Below are 21,011 nucleotides of genomic sequence, written 5' to 3' on the forward strand. Positions count from 1 at the left end.
CCTTACACCCTTTTCTCCGCTTCTCCCCACTTGCATCGCGTCATACAGCCGTCGCATGACAACGAAGAATGTCGATATGAACTTGAGCAGGTCGCACGAACCTGTTCCACGGCTCCCATCGCGATGGAAATAGCGTCACCGCTGCCAGATAGCATGGGCTCCGGTCACTGCCGCGCACGCCAGGAGGATCCCGTTGAACCACCGAGAATCACAGCCGGTCATTCCGGCACACGCCCAGCCTCTTGAGACCGTCGATCCGCGGGCCGCATCAATTGATGGTGTGGTGGCCATCACTAACGCGGTCCGGTCGGCCGTCGCAGGGGCGATTGAGGGAAAGAGTGAACGCATCGATACCGCGCTTGTCGTCCTTCTTGCCCAAGGGCATCTGCTGGTGGAGGACGTCCCCGGTGTGGGTAAGACGACACTCGCTCGAGCACTAGGGCGCGCCATTGACTGCACCGTTCACCGCATTCAGTTCACTCCTGACCTACTCCCGTCAGACATCACCGGCGTCAGCGTCTATGACCAAGAGAAGCGGGAATTCGTCTTTAAACCTGGCGGGATTTTCGCCAACATCGTGGTGGGTGACGAAATCAACCGCGCCTCTCCCAAGACCCAGTCAGCTCTGCTCGAGGCCATGGGAGAACGTCAAGTCTCAGCAGATGGCCTGACTCATCCCCTCGAAGCCCCGTTCATGGTGATGGCCACTCAAAACCCCATTGAGATGGAGGGCACGTACCGCCTACCAGAGGCCCAACGTGACCGATTTATGGCTCGTATCACTATGGGTTACCCGACGCGATCAGCAGAGCTTGCCATGCTCGAGCATCATGGCGCCACCTCTCCTCTTGATGAGGTCAGACCAGTTACCGACACTCAGACGATCCGAAGGCTCATTTCGACCGTACTTGGAGTGCACGTAGCCGTTGACATTCACGAGTACGTCCTCGACATCATCGGCGCCACCCGTTCACACGAGAGCATTCGGTTGGGAGCATCTCCTCGCGCAGCCCTCCACTTGGTCCGTGCGTGCCGAGCTCGCGCGGCCATGAGTGGACGCGACTACGTCATCCCCGATGACGTCCAGGCTCTCGCTGCCCCGATCTTGGCTCACCGACTGGTCTTTTCTGGACGCAGTGGAATCGCCAGCCATGAGTCTGCCCGGGCAGCCGAGTCAGTCATTGAGTCGATTCTGCGTCAGGTTCCCCTGCCTGAGCGGGCGCATCAAGACCGATGAGCGCCGCCTCAACGTCCAGCGCCCCTCGCCGTCAGGGACTGCTCACACTACGAGGACGCACGGTCGGGATCGTGGGGATCGTGCTCACGATCATCGGCCTCAGCATTGACCAGCGTGGCCTGGCGAGAATTGGGTTTCTCCTTATCCTGCTGCCGCTGATGGCCATTAGTGTCGTCGCATGGTTTCGACCACGCGTGCAGACCGCGCGGAGTCTCGCTCCGGTGCGGATAGCGTTAGGCTCCCAAACCTGTGAAACCGTCACGGTAGAGCGTCATGGCGGGCTACCACTTAGAGCGGCCCGATTCACCGATACCATCCCCGCGCCGCTAGGCCAGCCACGATGGTCGACGGCCACCATCCAGACCCCAGTCATACCTACTACACGTGGTCGATTCGTGATCGGCCCCGTCATGATGCGCACCATCGACCCGTTTGGCATGGCCTGCCATCACACCGATCTCGGCCAGGTTGCCGAAGTCATTGTCACGCCAAGGATCGTCGATTTGGGCGCCTCCGGGGAACTCGGGGGTCAGGGATTCGACACAAGGTCCTCAGCGATCCATGCCGGACGACGTGGCCCCGACGACGCCATGGTGCGCGATTGGCACACCGGAGACTCGGTGCGACGCATTCACTGGCGCTCCACCGCTCACCGCGGGGACCTCATGGTCCGACGCGAGGAGCAGGCCTGGAACCCATCCGTTGTCATCGTGTTGGATTCTCGGGCTCGGCGTCACGCTGGAACTGGCCCCGACGCATCCTTTGAATGGGCCGTCAACGCGGTGGCATCCATCTCGACGCGTCTGACCTCCGACGGATACGTCACTCACGTGTGTGACTCATCCGGCACGCTCAAGGGCGACATTCTCGACGCCCTCGTCGACGAACCGCTGCGTCCCGACACCACCCTGACCAAGGCTATCGAGTCATGCCAGGGAATTGACGGCCCGGCGATCGCCATCCTCGGTCGGTTGGAGACGGCCGATATTGATCCTCTCGTGGACTTGAGACGGGACCGGGTCGCTGGCCTTGCCCTTGTCCTAGATTCCAATACCTTCACCGCTCGACGGTTCCGCAGCTCCCTTGAGCAGGCCGAGGAGCACGAGCGTGCCGTCGCAGAGTTGGATGATGCTGGGTGGGCAGTCGTTCCCGTCGATTCTCGCACCTCCATCGATTCGGCATGGCAGAACTTGCTGCAGACCGCAAGGACGGCAGCTTTATGACAAACCCACGTCGCGCCGCTCAGCCTGCCACCCAGCTGTCCGAACATCTCGATCTGACCAAGGCATCTGAGTACCCCGACCTTCTGGCTATTCACCTCGCGGTAGCCCTGGCCATGATCTTGGCTACCTTCTCGCTGATAGGGCTTACTACTGATCCGTCTTTTTGGATCGGTCCGACTGCCATCATCGTCGTCCTCGAAGTTGTCGGCCTGCTGTGCCGACGCCACCACTGGGACCACGCCGAGGTACAAGGCGTGCAAGCCATTCTCGTCGTCGTCATCGTCGTGATGATGGGAGGCATCAGTGCATCAGCGGTTGGCTCCTCCGGCTCATTCCCGGTTAATGCCCTTCATCTGTATCGCGACACCCTCACTCTGATTCAGACGACCGATGGACATCTTCCCCCGTCAATCGGGGTTATCTGGTTGACAACGTCCGTGGTGGCGGTTCTGACTGTTCTGGCAGACCTGCTAACCATTACTCTCGAAAGCCCTGGGTGGTCTCTCGCTCCGCTGCTAGTTATCCATCTTGCGGCTGTTCTCATCGTCAGACACGACACGCCATGGTGGAGTTTCGCCTTGGTCGCGACGGGCTGGCTCATCATCCTCACCGTCGATCATGCGCTTCGAGGAGGTGGCCCTCTGACTTGGTTGGCCGCGGCCATATTCAGTCTGATCGCCATCACGATCGCTACAGTTGTCGCCGCGATCGCACCCGTCTGGGGACATCTTGACTTCTCTCGCCCGGCAGCGGCCCTATCGAGCCCCGTACGGATGAGTGATCCGACCATCGAGCTGCGTCGAAATCTCCATAACACATCAACGGCGTCAGTCATCAACTACACCACTAATAGCCCTGACGGTGAATACCTGCGCATGACCTCCCTATCGAAGGTGACTGATCGAGGGTGGGGCCTCATCCCAGTTGATCTGGAACACTTCGCCCCTGGATCTGTACCGGGATTGTCTGGCCCGTCACAAACTCGTACGGTCGATATCAATATCACTGGGTTTTCTTCACAGTATTTACCCGCTCCTTATGGACCAATTGCTGCGGACGTCGATCAGACCTGGGCGTGGAGCCCACAGGATCTGACGATTGTCTCAACTTCTGCTGATCACGACCATGCAACCTCCGATATGCAGTACAGCATTTCGGCGCAGGAGCCCGACCCCGATCCAGTAACCTTCGATAACGCGAAAGCCGGCACCCCACATAACTCGGTGTACACCGAAGTCCCTGCCAACGTTCCATCCGACATAGGGGAGTTAACTAACCGAATTATCAAGGGGAAATCTACCCCCGTAGCCAAGGCCATCGCGATTCAAAACTGGCTTCGTGACAGCGCTCGATTCCATTACGAGATCAACGCACCCGAAGGTGACGGCTATCAGGTACTGGAAAACTTCCTGCTGCACACCCACCGCGGTTATTGCATCCATTTCGCGGCGTCAATGGCACTCATGGCACGACTTGAAGGTATTCCGTCACGCGTATCCGTGGGGTTCCTTCCCGGCGACCATGGAAGAGACACCTGGAAGGTACGCGCCAACCAGATGCACGCTTGGCCCGAGTTGTACTTCCAGGACTACGGATGGGTTAGGTTCGAGCCGACCGCAGCGGTGGCGCCAGCTCCAGCCTGGACCAACAAGGAAACCACTACTTCTTCCCCCTCCTCCACCCCATCGTCATCCCCGACTCCTTCGACACAGACCTCCACCTCATCGCCTGAGCCATCCCCGGCAGCTGCACATACTTCGACGCCCACCAGCAGCCCCGCACCTAGTAGTACCGCCGGCCATAAAGGCTTCAATTGGGCACCTCTCAGTGCAGTCCTCGTCATTCTCGTCGTACTCGCGCTGCCAATGCTCATTCGCATGCTCATCTCACGCCGCAGGATCACCCGTGGTTCGATAGCCGGCATTTGGCGGGAAATCCGCGACCTGTGGATCGATCACGGTTTGGCCTGGCCTGACGGTACCCCTCGTCGTCAAGCCGCGGCCTTAGTCACCGACATGGATCCGGACACTTCCGCTGCGGTCAAGAAGCTGGCCCTGGCAGAGGAAAAGGACCGCTGGTCTAGCAAGGATGGTCATGACGACTCCCTTACCGACGATCTCGGGGCAGTCAAGGCCTGGTTGACACGGACCCCCACCCCCAGGCCACACTGGCTGGCGACCTGGTTACCGACATCCCTTGTCAAAAAGTGAAAGCCACCGCGACTGACGACGGAGTATTACCTCGACTGACGTCGACGCCAACGCTCTTCCATTCGAGCGGTGAAAGATTCGCAATGGGGCTCGCGTTGCCCACCACGTGGCCTAACTCCGCTGCTCCGTGGCATTACACCTCCACCGGTCGACAGCAGTACTCCGACGGCGAGGACCATAATGGCGAAACCGACAACAGCAAGAACTCCACTGGCGAGGACCACCCCACCGACAACGCCCGCTAAACCCAGCAGCACCATGACAGACCCGATGAGAATCTGACGGCGTCGAGCCCGACGATGCTGCATACGTCGCTGCTCTAAAGCATTGTGACTGGGGTGAGGACAAGTCGCGGAAGCCCGCCGAGAGAAAGATCGAGCAAAGTCAGGGTCGTCAGTGGACAGCGCCTCCTCAAGCTCGGCGAGCCGCCGCTGCTCCTCTGCTGACAAGGGCATCTCGAACTCCTACCTGACCTGCCACGGAGTTCGCTGGAATGGACTCCGTCGTACGCCGCTCAGTCTACTTCTTCAGTTCTCCCTACGAGCAAGCACACGGTCCCTCGTCATGCCATACTTCGAATCATGACTACGCTTCGACGTACACCACTGGCGGCCGTACACGAGAGCCTCGGAGCATCCTTCACCGATTTCGCGGGCTGGAACATGCCCGTGCGGTACTCCTCCGACCTGGCCGAACACCACGCCGTCCGCAAGAATGCCGGCATCTTCGACCTATCCCACATGGGAGAGATCAGGATCTCTGGCCCTGATTCTGGAGCTGCCCTCGATTACGCCTTGGCCGGTAAGCTCTCCGCTGTGGCGGAAGGCCGCGCGAAGTATTCCCTCCTACTCACAGACGAGGGGGGTGTCGTTGATGACCTCGTGACCTACCATCTGCCTGACGGTGACTACCTCGTCGTTGCCAATGCTGCCAATGCCGAAACTGATCTCGCGGAATTCACCAAGCGCTGCGCACGGTTCGACGTCACCGTCACAGACGAGTCAGCCCAGACCGCCCTCGTCGCCGTGCAAGGCCCCACAGCCGTGAAGATCGTGCTGGCGGCCCTCCAGAAGGGTAATACCACCCTCGACTCCGACGAGGTCCGCGACGTCAAGTACTACCGCTGCCTCACCGGAGAACTGGATGGTTTCCCCGTACTCGTCGCTCGCACCGGTTACACCGGAGAGGACGGCTACGAGCTATACGTTCCGGCCGAAGCCGCCGAGCATCTGTGGCAGCTCCTCATGGACGCTGGCGGCGAAGATCTCACACCGTGTGGTCTCGCCTGCCGTGACACTTTGCGCCTGGAAGCTGGGATGCCTCTCTACGGACACGAGTTGGGCACCGACATCCATCCCTCTCAAGCCGGGCTTGGGCGAGTCGTCAATTTCAAGAAGGAGGGCGACTTTGTCGGTCGCTGTGCCCTCGAGAACCGCGATACCACTGCCGATCGTGTGCTAGTCGGGGTGGCCGGGGAAGGACGCCGAGCAGGGCGTGCCGGATATGCTGTCGTGAACGAAGACAAAACGGTCGGAGCCATCACCTCCGGCATCCTCTCCCCCACTCTGGGCCATCCCATCGCAATGGCTTTCGTTGATCCTGACGTCGCCAAGATCGGCACCTCGCTTAGCGTTGATGTGCGGGGCAAAGCCCTCAACACTACCGTCGTCGAATTACCGTTCTACAAGCGGTCCTGACCCCAACCACAATCCCCACACAAATACCTAGGAGCAGACATGGAACTGTCCGAACTTAAGTACTCCGCCGAGCATGAGTGGGTCGCCGTTGATGGTGACACCGTGACCGTAGGAATCACCGACTACGCCGCAGAGGCCCTGGGGGACGTCGTCTTTGTCGACGTCCCCGAGGTCGGCAGCGATGTTTCTGCCGGATCCGCCATTGGCGAGGTCGAATCGACTAAATCGGTCTCCGACCTCTTTAGCCCCGTGACCGGCACCGTCTCGGAAGTTAATAAGGCCATCACCGAGTCTCCCGAGCTTGTCAACTCCGATCCGTTCGGACAGGGATGGTTGTTCAAGGTTTCCGGTGGTCAGCTGGGTGACGACCTCATGGACCGTGACGCCTACCTCAAGCTCACCGCCGAGTGATGATCATGACTGACCACGCTGAGAATCGGTGCGGCCTCGAAGGGCCGCGCCCTTTCTCGAGCCGCCACGTTGGATCCGTCGAAGATGACCTGCGATACATCGCCGAGACCATCGGGGTGACGAGTCCCGAGCAGATCATTCGCGACGCCATCCCAGCCTCTGTGCTCGACTCCAATGAGGGGGGCTCCTCCGTTCGCACCCCGAGCTTTCCCCCTGCCGCCGACGAAACGACCGCTCGCGCTGAACTCGTCGAGATCGCCTCAGGAAACCGTGTTACTCGTGCCCTCATTGGGCGTGGCTACTACGGCACGCTTACCCCGCCGGTGATTCGCCGCAACATCCTGGAGAATCCCTCCTGGTACACCGCCTATACCCCGTACCAGCCCGAAATCTCCCAGGGCCGACTCGAGATGCTGACGATCTACCAGCAGCTCATCACCGACCTTACTGGGCTCGCCCTGGCAAACTCTTCCCTCCTCGATGAGGCAACCGCCGCTTCCGAGGGGATGCTGCTAGCCCGTCGTGCCGCTCGCAAGGTAAAGTCCAACCGCTTCTTGGTGCATACTCACCTCTTTGACCAGGTGCGAGACGTCGTCCTGGGCCACGCTGAAGCAACTGGAATTGAGGTTGTTGAGACTGACCTTCGTGACCCACAGTCGTGGCGCCCCGAGGTTGAGGCTGGCTGCTTCGGCGTCCTCGCCCCCTATCCCGACAGCACTGGCGCACTGTGGAGCCCCTCTGAAGTATTCGACGCTGTTCACAAAGTTGGCGGTATCACCATCGCCGAGTGTGACCTGCTCTCGCTAACTCTGCTGGCTCCGCCGGGTGAGCTAGGTGCTGACGTCGCCGTCGGCTCGTCGCAACGCTTCGGCGTCCCGATGGGTAATGGCGGACCGCACGCGGCTTACATGTCGGTTCGCTCTGGCCTGGAGCGTCAGATCCCGGGACGACTCGTCGGTGTATCAACTGATGCCGACGGGAACCCCGCTTACCGGCTGGCCTTGCAGACCCGTGAACAGCACATCCGCCGTGACAAGGCCACGAGCAATATCTGTACCGCTCAGGTGCTCCTCGCTGTAGTCGCCGCTGCCTATGCCGTGTGGCACGGGCCGACGGGACTAACACGTATCGCCAGACAAGTCACCGATCGAGCCCATCAGCTTGCTAGCGCCTTGCGCGCAGCGGGTCTTGACGTCGCCGATCAGCAGTTTTTCGACACCATCCGCATACGCACGAAAGGCGGAGCGAAGGAGCTGTGGAACCGAGCCCGCGAAGGTGGGTACACCCTCGATCTCGTTGACGGGGACATCCTCCAGATATCGGTTGACGAGACCGTCACCGACGACGAGCTTCGGGAACTCACCCAGCTCCTGGGTGGCAGCACTGACGAGATTCGTGGCCCGGTCGACAAGGCGTGGCCGGAGGATCTGCGCCGCACTTCCTCCTTCATGACGCATCCGGTCTTTTCTAGCTACCACACCGAAACCACCATGATGCGCTATCTCAAGCGTTTGGCGGACCGCGATTATGGCCTGGACCGCGGCATGATCCCGCTCGGTTCGTGCACGATGAAACTCAATGCCGCTGCCGAGATGGAGGCTATGACCTGGCCGGCTTTCTCGCAGATGCACCCCTTCGCCCCGGTCGAGGACCAAGCCGGTAGCCTGCGCCTCATCCGTGACCTCGAGATCTGGTTGGCCGAGCTCACCGGCTATGACACTGTCTCCCTGCAGCCCAATGCAGGTTCCCAGGGCGAGTACACCGGTCTGGCAGCCATCCGTGGCTATCACGTCTCTCGCGGTGATACTGAGCGTAATGTGTGCCTGGTTCCGGCGTCCGCGCATGGCACTAATGCCGCCTCGGCCGCTTCGGTAGGCCTCAGGGTTGTCGTCGTCAAGTCAAATGACGACGGCACTATCGACCGTGATGATCTGGCTGCCAAGATTGCTGCTAACGAGGGGCGCATCGCCGCGATCATGATCACCTACCCGTCAACTCACGGCGTCTATGAAGACGGCGTGCGACAGGTCTGCGACATGGTCCACGAGGCAGGCGGACAGGTCTACATCGACGGAGCAAACTTTAATGCCCTCGTCGGATGGGGACAGTTCGCCCGCATCGGCGGTGACGTGAGCCACCTCAACCTGCACAAGACCTTCGCCATCCCGCATGGAGGCGGCGGTCCTGGTGTTGGACCGGTTGCAGCCAAGGCTCACCTAGCTCCCTTCCTGCCCGGCCATCCCCTCAACCCGCGCAACGAGCATCCACTCAATGACGGCGGGACGGTTACCCACGACGGACATGCCGTATCTGCTGCGCCGTTTGGGTCGGTGTCCGTACTTCCTATTTCCTGGGCGTATCTGCGGCTCATGGGCCTAAAAGGATTGCAATTCGCGACTGAAATGGCGGTTCTCAATGCCAACTACATCGCCCACCGGCTCCACGACAAGATCCCGATCCTCTACACCGGACAGAATGGCTACGTGGCTCACGAATGCATTCTTGATCTACGTCCGTTGACTACCGAGACAGGGATCACCGTCGACGACGTCGCCAAGCGCCTCATCGACTACGGATTCCACGCCCCGACGATGAGCTTCCCGGTAGCTGGGACCCTCATGGTCGAGCCCACCGAATCGGAAGACCTCGCCGAGCTGGACCGCTTCTGCGACGCCATGCTAGCGATCGTCGAAGAAGCCCGAATGGTGCAGTCGGGCCACTGGCCGGCTAACGACAACCCGTTGATTAATGCTCCGCATCCAGCGGCTCGTCTGGTAGCCGACGAGTGGAACCACCCTTACTCCCGCGAGTTGGGCTGCTACCCCGGTATGCGTTTGGGGATCCAGCGTGACCAAGAACGTGGCCTGGACGTCAACACCGTCACCCGCATCCAAGCTAAGTACTGGCCGCCGGTGGGTCGTGTCGACAACACCTACGGTGACCGCCACCTGGTGTGCTCTTGCCCGCCTCCGGAGGCATTCGAAGACTGATCTGACGCACAGCTGGCCGGGCCCGGTCCAGATCGGACCCGGCCAGCTTGATGTATTTACCCGGTTTGGTGTGCTACACCGGCCGGACCGCTCGCCACCGTGGGCTGAGGCAATACTCGTCCGAGCCCCAGGACGAGGACCCGGGTGGACTGCTCAGCCGCGTCCGGATCACTCATCGTGATAGCGTCAAGAATGTCGCGGTGCTGGACGAGATCGGCCCCGTCTTCACTTGTAAGGTTGCGGTCATCGTGTTGTTCAGCAAAGTAGCTAAGCAACATCGGAGCATGGGCGATGTACAGCGGATTGCGAGTAGCGGCCAAAAGGCTCCGGTGAAAAGCGTGGTCGTGTTTGGCGAAACTAGTCGAGTCATCATTTCGGATCGCCTCGGTCATACCGGAGACAGCGTCTTGTAATCCCTTGAGATCTGCGCCGTCGGCACGCTCAGCTGCAAGTCGAGCAGCCGTGGGTTCCAAGGCTATCCGCAATTCGTTCGTCCAGCTCATCGCCTGCTCACGCTTGTTGCCAGACATGTGCCAGTGCACCACCTTGGGTGACAACACGTCCCATTGGTTGGAAGGTAGGACCGTCACGCCGACATGACGCCGGGAACGTACCAGGTTTAGGGATTCGAGGATCTTGACTGCTTCACGGCAAACGGAACGGGACGCTGCCGATTCCTGCTCAATGTCCCCCAACCGCAGTACGTCACCGGCTTGCAAGTCACCGTCGACAATGCGAGCACCTAGACGACTGGCCACCGATGAAGCAAGGAATTCCTGAGGCATGACAGGAACGATAACGCATGCCAAGCCGACAAGGCTCGATACCCTGAGGGAGCGATCACTAAAGTGCATCTTTGGGACCGTGCAACAGCATCTTAGCAGCACTAATAACTTGCCCCAGGCCACAAAAATATGATTTCTTCTGCATTAACTCGACTCACCTCGTTCCCCGTTATTTTGATGCTGCATGCATTGAGGAACTCATAGCCTCGTGTGCCTCAGTGACGATCTGACTCATCGCTGCGGCAGCGGCTTTGGCGTCATGAGCAGCTACGGCATCAGCAATGCTGCGATGGAATCCGATGGCTTCCTGTTTGGGCTCAAAGGGCATGAGACGGGTGCGCCCCTCTAACACAGCAGCAACGATCTTGACATGGGATGCCACCAACGGGTTATGAGAGGCCTGGAGCAAGACGGTGTGGAAATCAATGTCCCAACGCAGGTACTCGTCAAGGTCACGGTCAGCAGCGGCCGCAATCATCCCGGTCACTGCGAGAGCCATCGTGGTCACCTCTTCACGAGTTGCTCGCTTAGCAGCCAGTTCAACGGCCAACGGTTCGACAGCCGACCGCAGCTCGCTAATCCAGGAGATCACTTCGTCCCGTCTAGGCCCGGACAAAAACCACTCAATGACAGCCGGGGAGCTAACGTCCCAGGCCGATTCCTCAGTGACTACAATGCCGATTCGACGCCGAGCCCTCACCACATGGAGAGCTTCCAGGAGCTTGACAGCTTCCCTTGTCACTGACCGGGAGACGCCAAATTCTGAGTCAAGTTCCTCAAGCTTCATGACAGTCCCAGGAGTGACGGCACCACTCACAATTCGTGCCCCTAAGACGTTTGAGACCGTGATGGCCAGGGAGGAATCCATCATGCCCATCAGCCTAGCGAGATCGCAGTCTCGCTCGTTGCCGCGGGCACCCTGGAAAAGCGCTCTGCCACGACAGCACCCCAAAATATGAGTACAACTACTAAATACCTGTACAAATATGATCCCAACACATACGCTGGGTCAGGTCAACGAGGACCACGATTTCTGGGAGACCACCATGAGCGTCAACCACTTACACCGCCGCATGCCACTTATCGTCATCATGGGTGTAGCCGGAGCTGGGAAGACGGACATTGATTCCATGCTTGCCGAGCGTTTTGGTGTGGATTTCATGGACGGCGACGACCTTCATCCCCAGGCCAATATCGACAAGATGACATCGGGTTATCCTCTCAACGATGAGGACAGACGCCCCTGGCTAACTAATATCGCCGCTTGGATGGCCGAACGTGCTGATAACGGAGCAGTCGTGGCATGTTCCGCTCTCAAACATATCTACCGCGATCAGCTGCGAAAGACCTGCCCAGATCTGGTCTTCGTCCATCTCGCTGGCGACCGCAAGATCGTTGCCAAACGGGTCGAGGCTCGCACCGGCCACTTCATGCCAACCAGCCTCATTGACTCCCAATACGCCACCCTCGAACCACTGGCCGCCGACGAGGCCGGCATCACTCTCAATTTCGACGATACTCGTGAGGAACTCACCACGATGGCAGCAACCTGGTTGGCCGACGTCAACTGACATCGCACCCCGGACTCAAGGAGGAGTCAATGCCCGTCATCCTCGAAACCGCAGCCAGTACCGGCCAACTGATTATGGCCACCCTCATCGGCTTCGCCACCATCGTTGCCCTTATAACCAAGTTCAAACTCCACCCCTTCCTCTCCTTGACGATCGGTTCTTTAGTTGTCGGAGCTATCGCAAAGCTGCCCCTGTCGGAGATATTGGCGTCCTATTCCAAAGGAGTCGGGTCGACGGTCGCTTCTGTCGGAGTCCTCATCGCCCTAGGAGCGATTATCGGCAAGTTGTTAGCAGATTCCGGTGGCGCCGACGAAATCGTCGACACCCTAGTCTCTCAGGCTTCTCCCGCCACCTTGCCATGGGCGATGGCCCTCATTGGCGCTGTCATTGGACTGCCCATGTTCTTCGAGATCGGTCTCGTCCTGCTCGTTCCGGTCATCCTGCTGGTAACCCGCCGTTCCAAGCTGCCCCTCATGAGAGTAGCTATCCCGGCCCTGGCTGGCCTATCGACGATGCATGCCCTTGTTCCACCTCATCCGGGCCCATTGGCCGCCATTGGGCTGCTCAAAGCAGACCTCGGCATCACCCTCGGGTTCGGTGTCCTTATTGCCATACCGACGGTTGTTGCTGCTGGCCCGCTGTTCTCGCGGCTCGCAGCTCGGTGGGTGCCCGTTGATGCGCCTGACCTCTTCCTTAATTCTGACGAGAATGGCCGTTGCGGTATTGCCCCTGGTCGCCCAAGGTTCTCCGTCACCTTGATGACCGTCCTGCTACCTGTCGTCCTCATGATGGGCAAGGCCCTCGCCGATATCTTCGCTCTCAAAGGCACCGCCGTCCGCAGTATCTTGGATTTCCTTGGCGAGCCGATGTTTGCTTTGCTGCTGACAACCCTGCTGGCGATCTTTACCCTGGGCAAGGCTTCCGGCATCAACCGGGACGCTATGAACAACAGTGTGGGGGCAGCGCTGCCCCCAATCGCTGGCATCTTACTCATCGTCGCCGCCGGCGGTGGGTTTAAGCAGATCCTCGTCGACACTGGTATTGCCAAGCTACTAGGCAACGGCATTACCCAGTCCTCGATCTCCCCGCTACTGATGGCCTGGCTCGTCGCTGTCGTCATCCGGTTGGCGACCGGCTCAGCGACGGTGGCAACCGTCACCGCGGCCGGCATCCTGGAACCGGTGGCAGCCAGCTTGCCGCCCGCCCATGCGGCATTGCTGGTTCTAGCGATCGGCTGCGGTTCGGTTTTCTTCTCACACGTCAATGACGCCGGTTTCTGGCTCATCAAGGAATACTTCGGTATCTCGGTGGGACAAACCATTAAGAGTTGGTCGCTCATGGAGACGGCGCTGTCAGTCTGCGGAGTGCTCCTGGTGCTGCTGGTCTCCGTCATCGTCTGACCTCACCGATACCTGACGCGCGACGGCCGGTCCCCGGATGAAGGAACCGGCCGTCACGTCAATCTGAGAACGTCACTGTTCCTGGTGCTCACCTGAACCGACCTGAGCCTGGTCGGTCATGGCGTCGATGGTGGTCGAGCCATGTCGGACCTCTACCTTGCGAGGCTTAGCAGTCTCAGCTACGGGGATCGTCAAGGTCAGCACGCCGTCGGTGTACTCGGCGGTGATGCGATCGGTAGCCAGGCCATGACCGAGGGTGAGTTGACGGGCGAAGGTGCCCATAGCCCGCTCACGGGACAGCCACTGCGCCTCCTTAGCCACCTTGGCGGCACGCTCGGCGCGAATCGTCAATGTGCGATCGTCGACATCGATATCAATGGACGCTGGATCAACTCCTGGAAGGTCCACGGCGACGGTGTAGTCATCCCCTTCACGGTAGAGATCCATGGGAACGGCGACAGTCGCCGGCGTCCTGGTGACGTCGGAGAGCAGCCGGTCCATTTCACGGATGGGGTCAAAAGTACGAGTCACGTCAACACTCCTACGGCTTCAGCAGATTCCTACCTCGACTCGGTTTGAGTCGTTATGACTCAAGTTTAACCATGAGCACCCCGGCTCAATAACCAAGTTGAGCGCAGTTCGCTCAAGGCTCACATGTCCTGGATCCCGTTATGCCGACGATTGGCGTATTTCCCATTCGTCAGGAATGGCACGGCGATGTCGCAGAACTCATCACCCTTGGTGATGTGGGTGCGGTGTCCGCCGTCAATGGTCACGGTCCGAGCGTCAGGAAGGGCATGTGCCACGTCACTCAGCCGGTCCTGACGTAGGTACGACGCCTTACCACCTCCGATGACAAGGACTGGCATGATCATCCGAGACAATCCATCCCACCACTGGGGGTGGGGTTTCAGTAGCTCACGGCTGACCTTCCACACCATTTTGGGTCGAACCTCTTGCGTCCAGCAAACGCCGCAACGTCCATGAAGATGGCGTCGACGTATGTCCGCATCGGAGGTGGATCCTGACGAACTCGACGCGGTACGGGCATCTCCTCTAGCAAGACACGGTCGACGCGATCCGGCTGACGTTGCGCAACCATGGACGAGACCAGAGCCCCAAGGGAATGGCCTACTAAGGCGCACTTGTCGACCTTCAAAGCATCCATCTGCTCGATGACATCAGTCGTAAAAGCCTCAAGGGGATAGTCGGTCCCTACCCCCCGACGGATGCCAATTGGGCCGTGTCCGAGTAAAGAGAGCTGATGGACGATGACACCTTCAATATTGAACGCCAGTACGAGCCCGCCCCAGGTCGTTGGCGAGCTGGTGATTCCATGGATGGCGACAACAGGAAGATCCGTGTTCACCTCTGGCACGATACCGTCAGTCGTTGGTTCAATCGGATCGTTGCAGGAGGCACAGATACGATGGGAACGGTCCATATCGTCGGAGATGAACTCGTCGCTCTGGCCGCCGCCTTACGGCTAGCCCAGGTGAGACATAAGGTCACCATCATCTCCTCCTCCCCGCGTTGGCTCGAGAGCGCTGAGCGTCCTCTTGCCCCTGAGCTCGGCTCTACCCTCCAAATCCCCTCCGCGTGGCGAGACCTGTTCGCCAAGTCAGGCCGGGCAATGGAAGCTGAATTGATAAGTATAGGGCTCAATCTCGTTACAGAGCCCGATACTCAGATCAGCTCAAGTGTGGCGGATATCTCCCTACCGACGGACAGAGGTGCACAGATCCACACGGTCCGTGACAGGTACGGACACCGCATCGCTCATAAGTGGCGTAATGTTCTCGATCACGCCGACACTATCTGGCAAGCTCGGCGCCAGTACGGGGTCGAGCATGCGGTGACCTCCCGACCCGAGCCACTCCCCGAGCCACTCCACGTCGACCTTCCCTCCCCGCTGGCCGAGCTGTCAGCTGACGAAACGAGGCTCGCCATCACCCGGATCTTTGGCTGCTGGAATCTCGTCGGCCCTGATGGCCCAACTGATCTGCAACCCCTGTTGACCTTACTGAACAAGCGGCTGACCCGACGCGGTGTCATCGTTGATCCTTCACCGAATGACTCCCCCAACGCGATCATCGACACGACGGCACCAGCTCCCCGACACTCCCGGTGGCATCGCCCGGCTCGTCCATGGAGTTCTCCCACCATCACTGTCAGCACCTCAAGCGAGATGCCCTCGAATCATGGCATGGCCCACCAGCTGGACTGGAAGGCCGAAGGGCTCGTCGAAACGTGGTCCTGGTGGGATGGCGCACGAACCCACCGGATCTGTCACGATTACACCCGTCCCATCCCGAATCCAGAACTGGGTACTGCGTGGTCGGCTTGGCGAAACCGTCCTCCCATGGTCTGGCGCCAAGAAGGATCAATCCCGGTACTAGCGGCCTCCCCCGCATCACATGGCGGCCCAGAACCTTGGGCCCGGCTACTCACTGGGGCATTGGCTGCATACCTGACCCACGAAAGACTCACCGGGGAAGATATCCGGCCAAGCAATAAGGTCATTGGCGCAGCCGGGCGCCCCAGAAGAAGTCACAGTTCCACTGACAGGGTCTCGACGCGTAGACTTGACCGTTAGCCCCACGGCACCGCGCCTGGAGGCAAACATCTCGTGAAGGACGACTTTGACCGCACACGATAGTTCGACCACCGACCCCCGCGTTGTGGAAACTGAGATCGCCAAGGAACAGGACCACGTCGACCGCGTCCGCGCCCAATTGGAGATCGACGAGAACAAAGCCCGCATGCTAGCCAAGGCCGGCCAAGACATGTACCGCTCGGACCGCACCAGTTGGGTTCGTGAAGAGGACGGCACGGCGATGTTTGAACGCGACGCCTTCTCTTATAACGCGGCAAAGAGATTAGCGGTCCTTGACGCTGAGCATGAAGGTCTGGTCTTCGGCCGACTTGATCTGGCTGACGACGAGGTGCGTCACATCGGGAGAATCGGGGTACGGGACGCCGACTATGAGCCTCTCGTCATCGACTGGCGTGCCCGCGCTGCCGAGCCCTTTTACCGAGCCACCCCGTCTGATCCGATGGGTGTTGTTCGTCGCCGCGTCTTGCGCTGTCGCGATGACAAGGTCCTCGGCATCGAAGATGACCTGCTGGATTCCACCTCGCAGGCGAATCTGCCGATTATCGGCGAGGGAGCCCTCATGGCGTCTCTCTCTCGGGCCCGCGACACTCGAATGCATTCAATCGTCTCGACGATCCAGGCCGAGCAGGATGAGGCCATTCGCGCCCCTTACCAAGGCGTAACGACGATTATGGGCGGACCTGGCACCGGCAAGACGGTCGTCGCTCTGCACCGCGCAGCATTCCTGCTTTATTCTCATCGCACTCGGCTGGAGAATGGCGGGGTGCTCGTCATCGGGCCGTCATCGGTTTTCATGAGCTACATCGAGCGGGTGCTACCCAGCCTCGGGGAAGACTCCGTAACACTGCGCTCAGTAGGCCAGGTGCCGTCGGATATCCTGCGCTTCTCCTCTGACCGTCTCGATGAGCCCCGTACTGCCAATATCAAGGGCAGCCTTGAGATGGTTGACGTGCTCACCCGACTGGTCAATTTGCCCATGTCGGCGGATCCCGATTCCTTGCAGCTGCGAGTAACGGTCAAAGGCGAGGTTCTTACCCTCGATGCCTCCATCCTCGCGACGACCCGTCAACGCATCCTCAAGCGCAATCGCTACAACGACGGCAGGGAGGCCGTTGAGGTCTCGCTGCGCGACCAGCTGTGGGCAAGAGTCCCGGCCGATGTCCTCGCCGCCCATGACCTCACAAGGGACGATTTCGACGAGCTAGTGTCCTCCCAGGCATCCTGGCGGATGCTCCTCAACGCCTGGTGGCCCGCCCTGTCGGCCTCCGACGCCCTCGCTCGGTTGGCCGATCCCGCGGTCGCCGAAGCAGTGACCCCCGACTGGAACGAGGAAACCCGTCAGCTTCTCGTCAGCTCTATCCCGACCGAAGCGGATCGACGTGGACGGCGCAACTGGTCGATAGCCGATATGGCCCTGCTCGACGAGTTGGCCGCTCTGCTCGGCCCAGTTCCCCCCGAGCCCGATGCCGACGACCCGGTCTTTATCGAGGGAGGTGACGCCGAGGAACTCGTCACCCTCGGCGATCGTCTCCATGAGTCCCGCCACATTGACGAGGACGAGCCTCGCGATACCTTCGCTCACGTTCTCGTCGACGAGGCCCAAGACATCTCCCCCATGCAGTGGCGGATGATCGGACGTCGAGGCCGCCAGGCTTCCTGGACGATCGTCGGGGACCCGGCCCAGTCTGCCTTCCCCCATCCCGACCAGACCAGAGCGGCCTTGGACGAATTGGTTGGTAATTCCCCGTCACGCACCTTCACCCTGACCAAGAACTACCGTTCCCCGGCCGAGGTTTTCGATATCGCCGCCGACGTGGTTGTCACCGTCCAGCCCGACGCTGATCTTCCACAGGCGGTGCGCTGGGTTGGTGTCCGTCCCACGGTGGTACGCACTGACGACCTATGGGCACAGGTGCGCTCGCAGCTGGACGAGATGCTCACATCGGTGGACGGGACGATCGGTCTGGTGTGCCCGGCTGGCCTCTTCGAGCAGGCGCGCCGGCTTGCCGATGATCCTCGCATCATCACGGTGACGACCATGCAGGCCAAGGGTCTTGAGTACGATGGTGCAGTAGTCGTCGATCCCGAGCGCATCGTCTCCGAGACCGGTAATCCTGCCGGTGGCGTCCGGTTGCTCTACGTCGCTTTGACCCGCCCTACCCAACGGTTAACGGTAGTCGGGCTCAGGAAGCAGAAATCGCCTCATCGTTCCGAGGCGAACCAGCCCGTTCGAGGCGCCGCCGCGCCAGCATGGTCCGAAGCTCTGTGGTCGCACGAGACCTGTTGAGGGTGTAGTGGTGGAAGCCGAGAGCGCCAACATTAAAGAGCTCACAGCCCATGTCACGCACCCTCTCTACCGATGCATGTCTCTGGGTGAACCCGCTTAACGAGGCGGACAAGCTCAGTAGCGTTAGGTAATCCCCAGGGATGATCCACCCAAGGCTGTCCCACCCCACCCAGCATGACACCGCGAGTAGCCAGGATGTGGTCGATCCTGGACTCGGCGTAATCAGCGACCATCTGCTCCAAATCAGCTACCGATTGGCGACGCAGGTGAGATGACCGACGGTACGCAGACCGGTCGACACCATGTGCTGGGTGCACCGCAAAGTGCGGTCACACCGCGACCCATTCGCTCCATAGGTCATTGAAATGAAGTCCGGTGCCATCCCACGAGAGCATCCGTGGCACTCCACAGCCGAGCGCTCGCTGTGGGGGTCATAAACCCGAAAGAGTGCACAGGGCGCTCCCCCAAGGCCAACAGGTCAGCAGTGGTCGGCTTCTGGGACTACATAGGTGCGAGGCTAGGCGGCGCTCCCACCAGGTGGGCCAGACGTCCAGCGTACGGACTCGTTTCCGACCATCCGACGCCTCTATGCTGGCGCTATGTACCCCTTTGATCCGTCCTCTCCAGTCAGCGCTGACTTCCGCGACTCCGTGAGCGCAAGGATCCTCTCCTTCCTCGACGACGAAAAGCGGGTCATTGACGCGATCGGCGCCGAGCTGTCCCCCGTTCTCGATGCCGCTCGTGATTACACCGCAGGCGGCAAGCGATTGCGCCCGGCCTTCTGCTATTGGGGTCATGCAGCTGCGGCGGACCAACCCACTGAACCCGCCGGCCTGTTACAGGCGGCGGCGAGCCTCGAGTTTCTGCACGTGTCCGCCTTGGTCCACGACGACCTCATGGACCACTCCGACACCCGACGTGGATTGCCTTCGGTGCACCGTCATTTCGAGGCGGCCCATGGCATTGCCCACGGAGACGGACCCGCTGAGCAATTCGGATTTGACATCGCGATCTTGCTCGGCGACCTGCTACTCATGTGGTCGTCGCAGATGTTCACGTCCGCCCCAGTCAAAGCTGACAGGCTGGCGGCCGCCACCCCGCTGCTTGACGCCATGCGCACCGAGGTCACCTGCGGCCAGGTCCTCGACGTCACCTCACAGTCGGGAATGGCGGGGTCCGACTCCGAATCCGCTCTCGACCTGGTCGGCCGGGTTGTGGAGTACAAGTGCGCCTCATACACGGTCGTTCGTCCATGTCAGATTGGTGTGGCCTTGGCTGGGGGCTCTGACCGTCTACAACAGACGATGGCCGACTTCGGCTCCCCCATCGGACGGGCCTTCCAATACCGCGACGATCTTCTTGGCGTCTTCGGCGACGCCGAGCTGACTGGCAAGCCCGCTGGCGACGATCTGAGAGAAGGCAAGCGGACTGTGCTCGTCGCCCATGCGCTCAATCGGGCCGACTCCCACGACGCTGCTCGCTTGAAGTCATTGCTGGGTCGCCCCGACCTCGACGATAACGACGTCGCCACCGCCCGTCGTATCATCGAGACAAGTGGAGCCCGGGAGGCTGTCGAGTCAACAATTGTGCAGTGCCATGATCACGCCATCGCAGTTCTCGACGACGCCGAGATGACCGATGCCGGCCGAATTGCCCTGCGGGAATTAGCCCGCCAATGCGTCGAGCGTCATTTCTGATACCACGATCCCGCGGCCTGAGTTTCACACCAGGAGGAGAGCGAAACCGTTGACCTCGTCCTCATCGAGACGCTGACCAATGACCTCAACTAGCCGACCCCAGTCCTGGGGATTGTCTCGCTCAAAGGGCTGCCATCCGGTCCATAACACTGCCGTGTCTCCTTCCAGGTCAGCTAGGCAGTCACGCAGTGCGTCAAGGTTGTGTCCGTACCAGCTAGGAAATGACAGAGCGTGTCCAAAACCGGCAAGAACGGACCCTAAATCAGCGCCTCCACTCATGTGCATGACGCGCCACCCAGCCTCGCGCCACGCCGTTGCCACCTTGATGGGGTCACAACTATGCGCCGGATCAACAAGAAGGATCCCTGAACCAATGGGGCCACCAGCTTCAGGACCCGAACCTGACTGAACGTCGGCTGTCATCGGACGATCCTCTTAAACGTTGAGTAATGGTCCAACGTCCAAAAACAGGTAGAGTCTGAACCGCACACGATGCGACGCGGTCCTCGACCCTGCGCTCCAGGAGTGGCGGCGGTGTACTCGTGGTACCAGCCGTCCTTGTGATGAGGTAGTGCGCCACTGTTGTTGTGGTAGACAATTCCGTCCCGACTGAATGGGAAGGGCCCACCGGAGTCAATGAGCTTGAGAGTCTGCCGAGCCTGGGTAGGCAGCTCGTTTTCCTGGATGGTGGCCAACCCAACAGACGACTGTGTGGTGGCCATGACGGTCATGGGGGCCGTGGTCGCGTTCGAGCCTGCCGCAGCTACATTACCGGGCGTTGAACAGCCTACGACGACAGCTGCTAGCAAGGTCACAATCCAGACGGACCACCGGTGAGACCGGAACCAGGTTGCAACAGTCATGGGACCAGCCTATGGACTCGCCG

17 protein-coding genes and 2 pseudogenes are annotated in these 21,011 nt (G+C 60.2%); 11 read left to right on the forward strand and 8 right to left on the reverse strand.

Going from position 1 to position 21,011, the window contains the following annotated elements:
- The first annotated feature begins 193 nt into the window (after positions 1–193).
- The 3 genes from LRP59_RS07595 to LRP59_RS07605 are packed head-to-tail and all read left to right on the forward strand — an operon-like array spanning position 194 to position 4,670.
- Complete coding sequence (locus LRP59_RS07595; RefSeq protein ID WP_002513934.1) at positions 194–1,237, forward strand: MoxR family ATPase; 1,044 nt, start codon at positions 194–196, stop codon at positions 1,235–1,237.
- On the forward strand, positions 1,234–2,460 hold the full coding sequence (locus tag LRP59_RS07600) for a DUF58 domain-containing protein (RefSeq protein ID WP_148378298.1): 1,227 nt from the start codon (positions 1,234–1,236) through the stop codon (positions 2,458–2,460). The genes LRP59_RS07595 and LRP59_RS07600 overlap by 4 nt, the downstream gene beginning before the upstream one ends.
- Positions 2,457–4,670 carry a DUF3488 and transglutaminase-like domain-containing protein gene (locus tag LRP59_RS07605; RefSeq protein ID WP_002513936.1) on the forward strand — a complete coding sequence of 738 codons (2,214 nt, stop codon included), beginning with the start codon at positions 2,457–2,459 and terminating at the stop codon, positions 4,668–4,670. The genes LRP59_RS07600 and LRP59_RS07605 overlap by 4 nt, the downstream gene beginning before the upstream one ends.
- A gap of 26 nt (positions 4,671–4,696) precedes the next feature.
- Here the strand turns inward: LRP59_RS07605 and LRP59_RS07610 are convergent, their stop codons facing one another.
- Positions 4,697–5,125, reverse strand: coding sequence for a DUF3040 domain-containing protein (locus LRP59_RS07610; RefSeq protein WP_002513937.1), 429 nt, complete (start codon positions 5,123–5,125; stop codon positions 4,697–4,699).
- Positions 5,126–5,251: 126 nt separating this feature from the next.
- Between LRP59_RS07610 and gcvT the strand changes: the two genes are divergently transcribed.
- The 3 genes from gcvT to gcvP are packed head-to-tail and all read left to right on the forward strand — an operon-like array spanning position 5,252 to position 9,768.
- The gene (gene gcvT / locus LRP59_RS07615) at positions 5,252–6,367 is read left to right on the forward strand and encodes a glycine cleavage system aminomethyltransferase GcvT (RefSeq protein WP_002513938.1); all 1,116 of its coding nucleotides are present in this window, start codon (positions 5,252–5,254) and stop codon (positions 6,365–6,367) included.
- Between the two features lie 39 nt (positions 6,368–6,406).
- Positions 6,407–6,778, forward strand: coding sequence for a glycine cleavage system protein GcvH (gcvH, locus tag LRP59_RS07620; RefSeq protein ID WP_002513939.1), 372 nt, complete (start codon positions 6,407–6,409; stop codon positions 6,776–6,778).
- A complete protein-coding gene (gcvP, locus tag LRP59_RS07625; protein WP_014604506.1) occupies positions 6,778–9,768 on the forward strand; it encodes an aminomethyl-transferring glycine dehydrogenase in 2,991 nt (996 codons plus the stop codon). Before gcvH ends, gcvP begins: the two co-directional genes overlap by 1 nt.
- A gap of 56 nt (positions 9,769–9,824) precedes the next feature.
- On the opposite strand, the gene LRP59_RS07630 is transcribed toward gcvP, so the two are convergent.
- Together LRP59_RS07630 and LRP59_RS07635 are read right to left on the reverse strand one after the other, a co-directional pair.
- Complete coding sequence (locus LRP59_RS07630) at positions 9,825–10,553, reverse strand: FadR/GntR family transcriptional regulator (RefSeq protein ID WP_032501753.1); 729 nt, start codon at positions 10,551–10,553, stop codon at positions 9,825–9,827.
- A 169-nt stretch (positions 10,554–10,722) separates the two neighbouring features.
- On the reverse strand, positions 10,723–11,430 hold the full coding sequence (locus LRP59_RS07635; protein ID WP_002513942.1) for a FadR/GntR family transcriptional regulator: 708 nt from the start codon (positions 11,428–11,430) through the stop codon (positions 10,723–10,725).
- 109 nt (positions 11,431–11,539) lie between these two features.
- Between LRP59_RS07635 and LRP59_RS07640 the strand changes: the two genes are divergently transcribed.
- Together LRP59_RS07640 and LRP59_RS07645 are read left to right on the forward strand one after the other, a co-directional pair.
- Positions 11,540–12,124 carry a gluconokinase gene (locus LRP59_RS07640; RefSeq protein WP_002513943.1) on the forward strand — a complete coding sequence of 195 codons (585 nt, stop codon included), beginning with the start codon at positions 11,540–11,542 and terminating at the stop codon, positions 12,122–12,124.
- Between the two features lie 29 nt (positions 12,125–12,153).
- Positions 12,154–13,524 (forward strand): gluconate:H+ symporter, encoded by a 1,371-nt coding sequence (locus LRP59_RS07645; RefSeq protein ID WP_002513944.1) that lies wholly within the window; start codon positions 12,154–12,156, stop codon positions 13,522–13,524.
- Positions 13,525–13,596: 72 nt separating this feature from the next.
- On the opposite strand, the gene LRP59_RS07650 is transcribed toward LRP59_RS07645, so the two are convergent.
- Together LRP59_RS07650 and LRP59_RS07655 are read right to left on the reverse strand one after the other, a co-directional pair.
- Complete coding sequence (locus LRP59_RS07650; RefSeq protein WP_002513945.1) at positions 13,597–14,055, reverse strand: Hsp20/alpha crystallin family protein; 459 nt, start codon at positions 14,053–14,055, stop codon at positions 13,597–13,599.
- A gap of 119 nt (positions 14,056–14,174) precedes the next feature.
- Positions 14,175–14,968: pseudogene (locus LRP59_RS07655) on the reverse strand (alpha/beta fold hydrolase).
- On the opposite strand from LRP59_RS07655, the gene LRP59_RS07660 reads away from it, so the two are divergent.
- Positions 14,954–16,120, forward strand: coding sequence for a carotenoid dehydrogenase (locus LRP59_RS07660; RefSeq protein WP_148378295.1), 1,167 nt, complete (start codon positions 14,954–14,956; stop codon positions 16,118–16,120). The pseudogene LRP59_RS07655 and the gene LRP59_RS07660 overlap by 15 nt on opposite strands.
- Positions 16,121–16,205: 85 nt before the next feature.
- Positions 16,206–18,428 carry a UvrD-helicase domain-containing protein gene (locus LRP59_RS07665; RefSeq protein WP_252236839.1) on the forward strand — a complete coding sequence of 741 codons (2,223 nt, stop codon included), beginning with the start codon at positions 16,206–16,208 and terminating at the stop codon, positions 18,426–18,428.
- Positions 18,429–18,481: 53 nt separating this feature from the next.
- Here the strand turns inward: LRP59_RS07665 and LRP59_RS07670 are convergent.
- A pseudogene (locus tag LRP59_RS07670) lies at positions 18,482–18,810 on the reverse strand (methylenetetrahydrofolate reductase).
- 217 nt (positions 18,811–19,027) lie between these two features.
- Between LRP59_RS07670 and LRP59_RS07675 the strand changes: the two are divergent.
- Positions 19,028–20,125 (forward strand): polyprenyl synthetase family protein, encoded by a 1,098-nt coding sequence (locus LRP59_RS07675; protein ID WP_002513952.1) that lies wholly within the window; start codon positions 19,028–19,030, stop codon positions 20,123–20,125.
- A gap of 24 nt (positions 20,126–20,149) precedes the next feature.
- Here LRP59_RS07675 and LRP59_RS07680 read toward each other — a convergent pair whose 3' ends face one another.
- Positions 20,150–20,548: a barstar family protein gene (locus LRP59_RS07680; protein WP_002513953.1), complete on the reverse strand. Its 399-nt coding sequence runs from the start codon at positions 20,546–20,548 to the stop codon at positions 20,150–20,152.
- Complete coding sequence (locus LRP59_RS07685) at positions 20,545–20,988, reverse strand: ribonuclease domain-containing protein (RefSeq protein ID WP_002513954.1); 444 nt, start codon at positions 20,986–20,988, stop codon at positions 20,545–20,547. The genes LRP59_RS07680 and LRP59_RS07685 overlap by 4 nt, the downstream gene beginning before the upstream one ends.
- Positions 20,989–21,011: the final 23 nt, after the last annotated feature.

The organism is Cutibacterium sp. 37298, assembly GCF_023838685.1.
In the GTDB taxonomy this organism is placed as follows: Bacteria; Actinomycetota; Actinomycetes; order Propionibacteriales; family Propionibacteriaceae; genus Cutibacterium; species Cutibacterium acnes.

What these genes read in the sequence shown, in the direction of transcription:
- LRP59_RS07680 (WP_002513953.1), bottom strand. Translation starts at nt 20,548, where the DNA reads ATGACAGCCGACGTTCAGTCAGGTTCGGGTCCTGAAGCTGGTGGCCCC.
- LRP59_RS07675 (WP_002513952.1), top strand. Translation starts at nt 19,028, where the DNA reads ATGTACCCCTTTGATCCGTCCTCTCCAGTCAGCGCTGACTTCCGCGAC.
- gcvT (WP_002513938.1), top strand. Translation starts at nt 5,252, where the DNA reads ATGACTACGCTTCGACGTACACCACTGGCGGCCGTACACGAGAGCCTC.
- LRP59_RS07600 (WP_148378298.1), top strand. Translation starts at nt 1,234, where the DNA reads ATGAGCGCCGCCTCAACGTCCAGCGCCCCTCGCCGTCAGGGACTGCTC.
- LRP59_RS07660 (WP_148378295.1), top strand. Translation starts at nt 14,954, where the DNA reads ATGGGAACGGTCCATATCGTCGGAGATGAACTCGTCGCTCTGGCCGCC.
- gcvP (WP_014604506.1), top strand. Translation starts at nt 6,778, where the DNA reads ATGATCATGACTGACCACGCTGAGAATCGGTGCGGCCTCGAAGGGCCG.
- LRP59_RS07630 (WP_032501753.1), bottom strand. Translation starts at nt 10,553, where the DNA reads ATGCCTCAGGAATTCCTTGCTTCATCGGTGGCCAGTCGTCTAGGTGCT.
- LRP59_RS07645 (WP_002513944.1), top strand. Translation starts at nt 12,154, where the DNA reads ATGCCCGTCATCCTCGAAACCGCAGCCAGTACCGGCCAACTGATTATG.
- LRP59_RS07685 (WP_002513954.1), bottom strand. Translation starts at nt 20,988, where the DNA reads ATGACTGTTGCAACCTGGTTCCGGTCTCACCGGTGGTCCGTCTGGATT.
- LRP59_RS07605 (WP_002513936.1), top strand. Translation starts at nt 2,457, where the DNA reads ATGACAAACCCACGTCGCGCCGCTCAGCCTGCCACCCAGCTGTCCGAA.
- LRP59_RS07635 (WP_002513942.1), bottom strand. Translation starts at nt 11,430, where the DNA reads ATGGGCATGATGGATTCCTCCCTGGCCATCACGGTCTCAAACGTCTTA.
- LRP59_RS07610 (WP_002513937.1), bottom strand. Translation starts at nt 5,125, where the DNA reads ATGCCCTTGTCAGCAGAGGAGCAGCGGCGGCTCGCCGAGCTTGAGGAG.
- LRP59_RS07640 (WP_002513943.1), top strand. Translation starts at nt 11,540, where the DNA reads ATGATCCCAACACATACGCTGGGTCAGGTCAACGAGGACCACGATTTC.
- gcvH (WP_002513939.1), top strand. Translation starts at nt 6,407, where the DNA reads ATGGAACTGTCCGAACTTAAGTACTCCGCCGAGCATGAGTGGGTCGCC.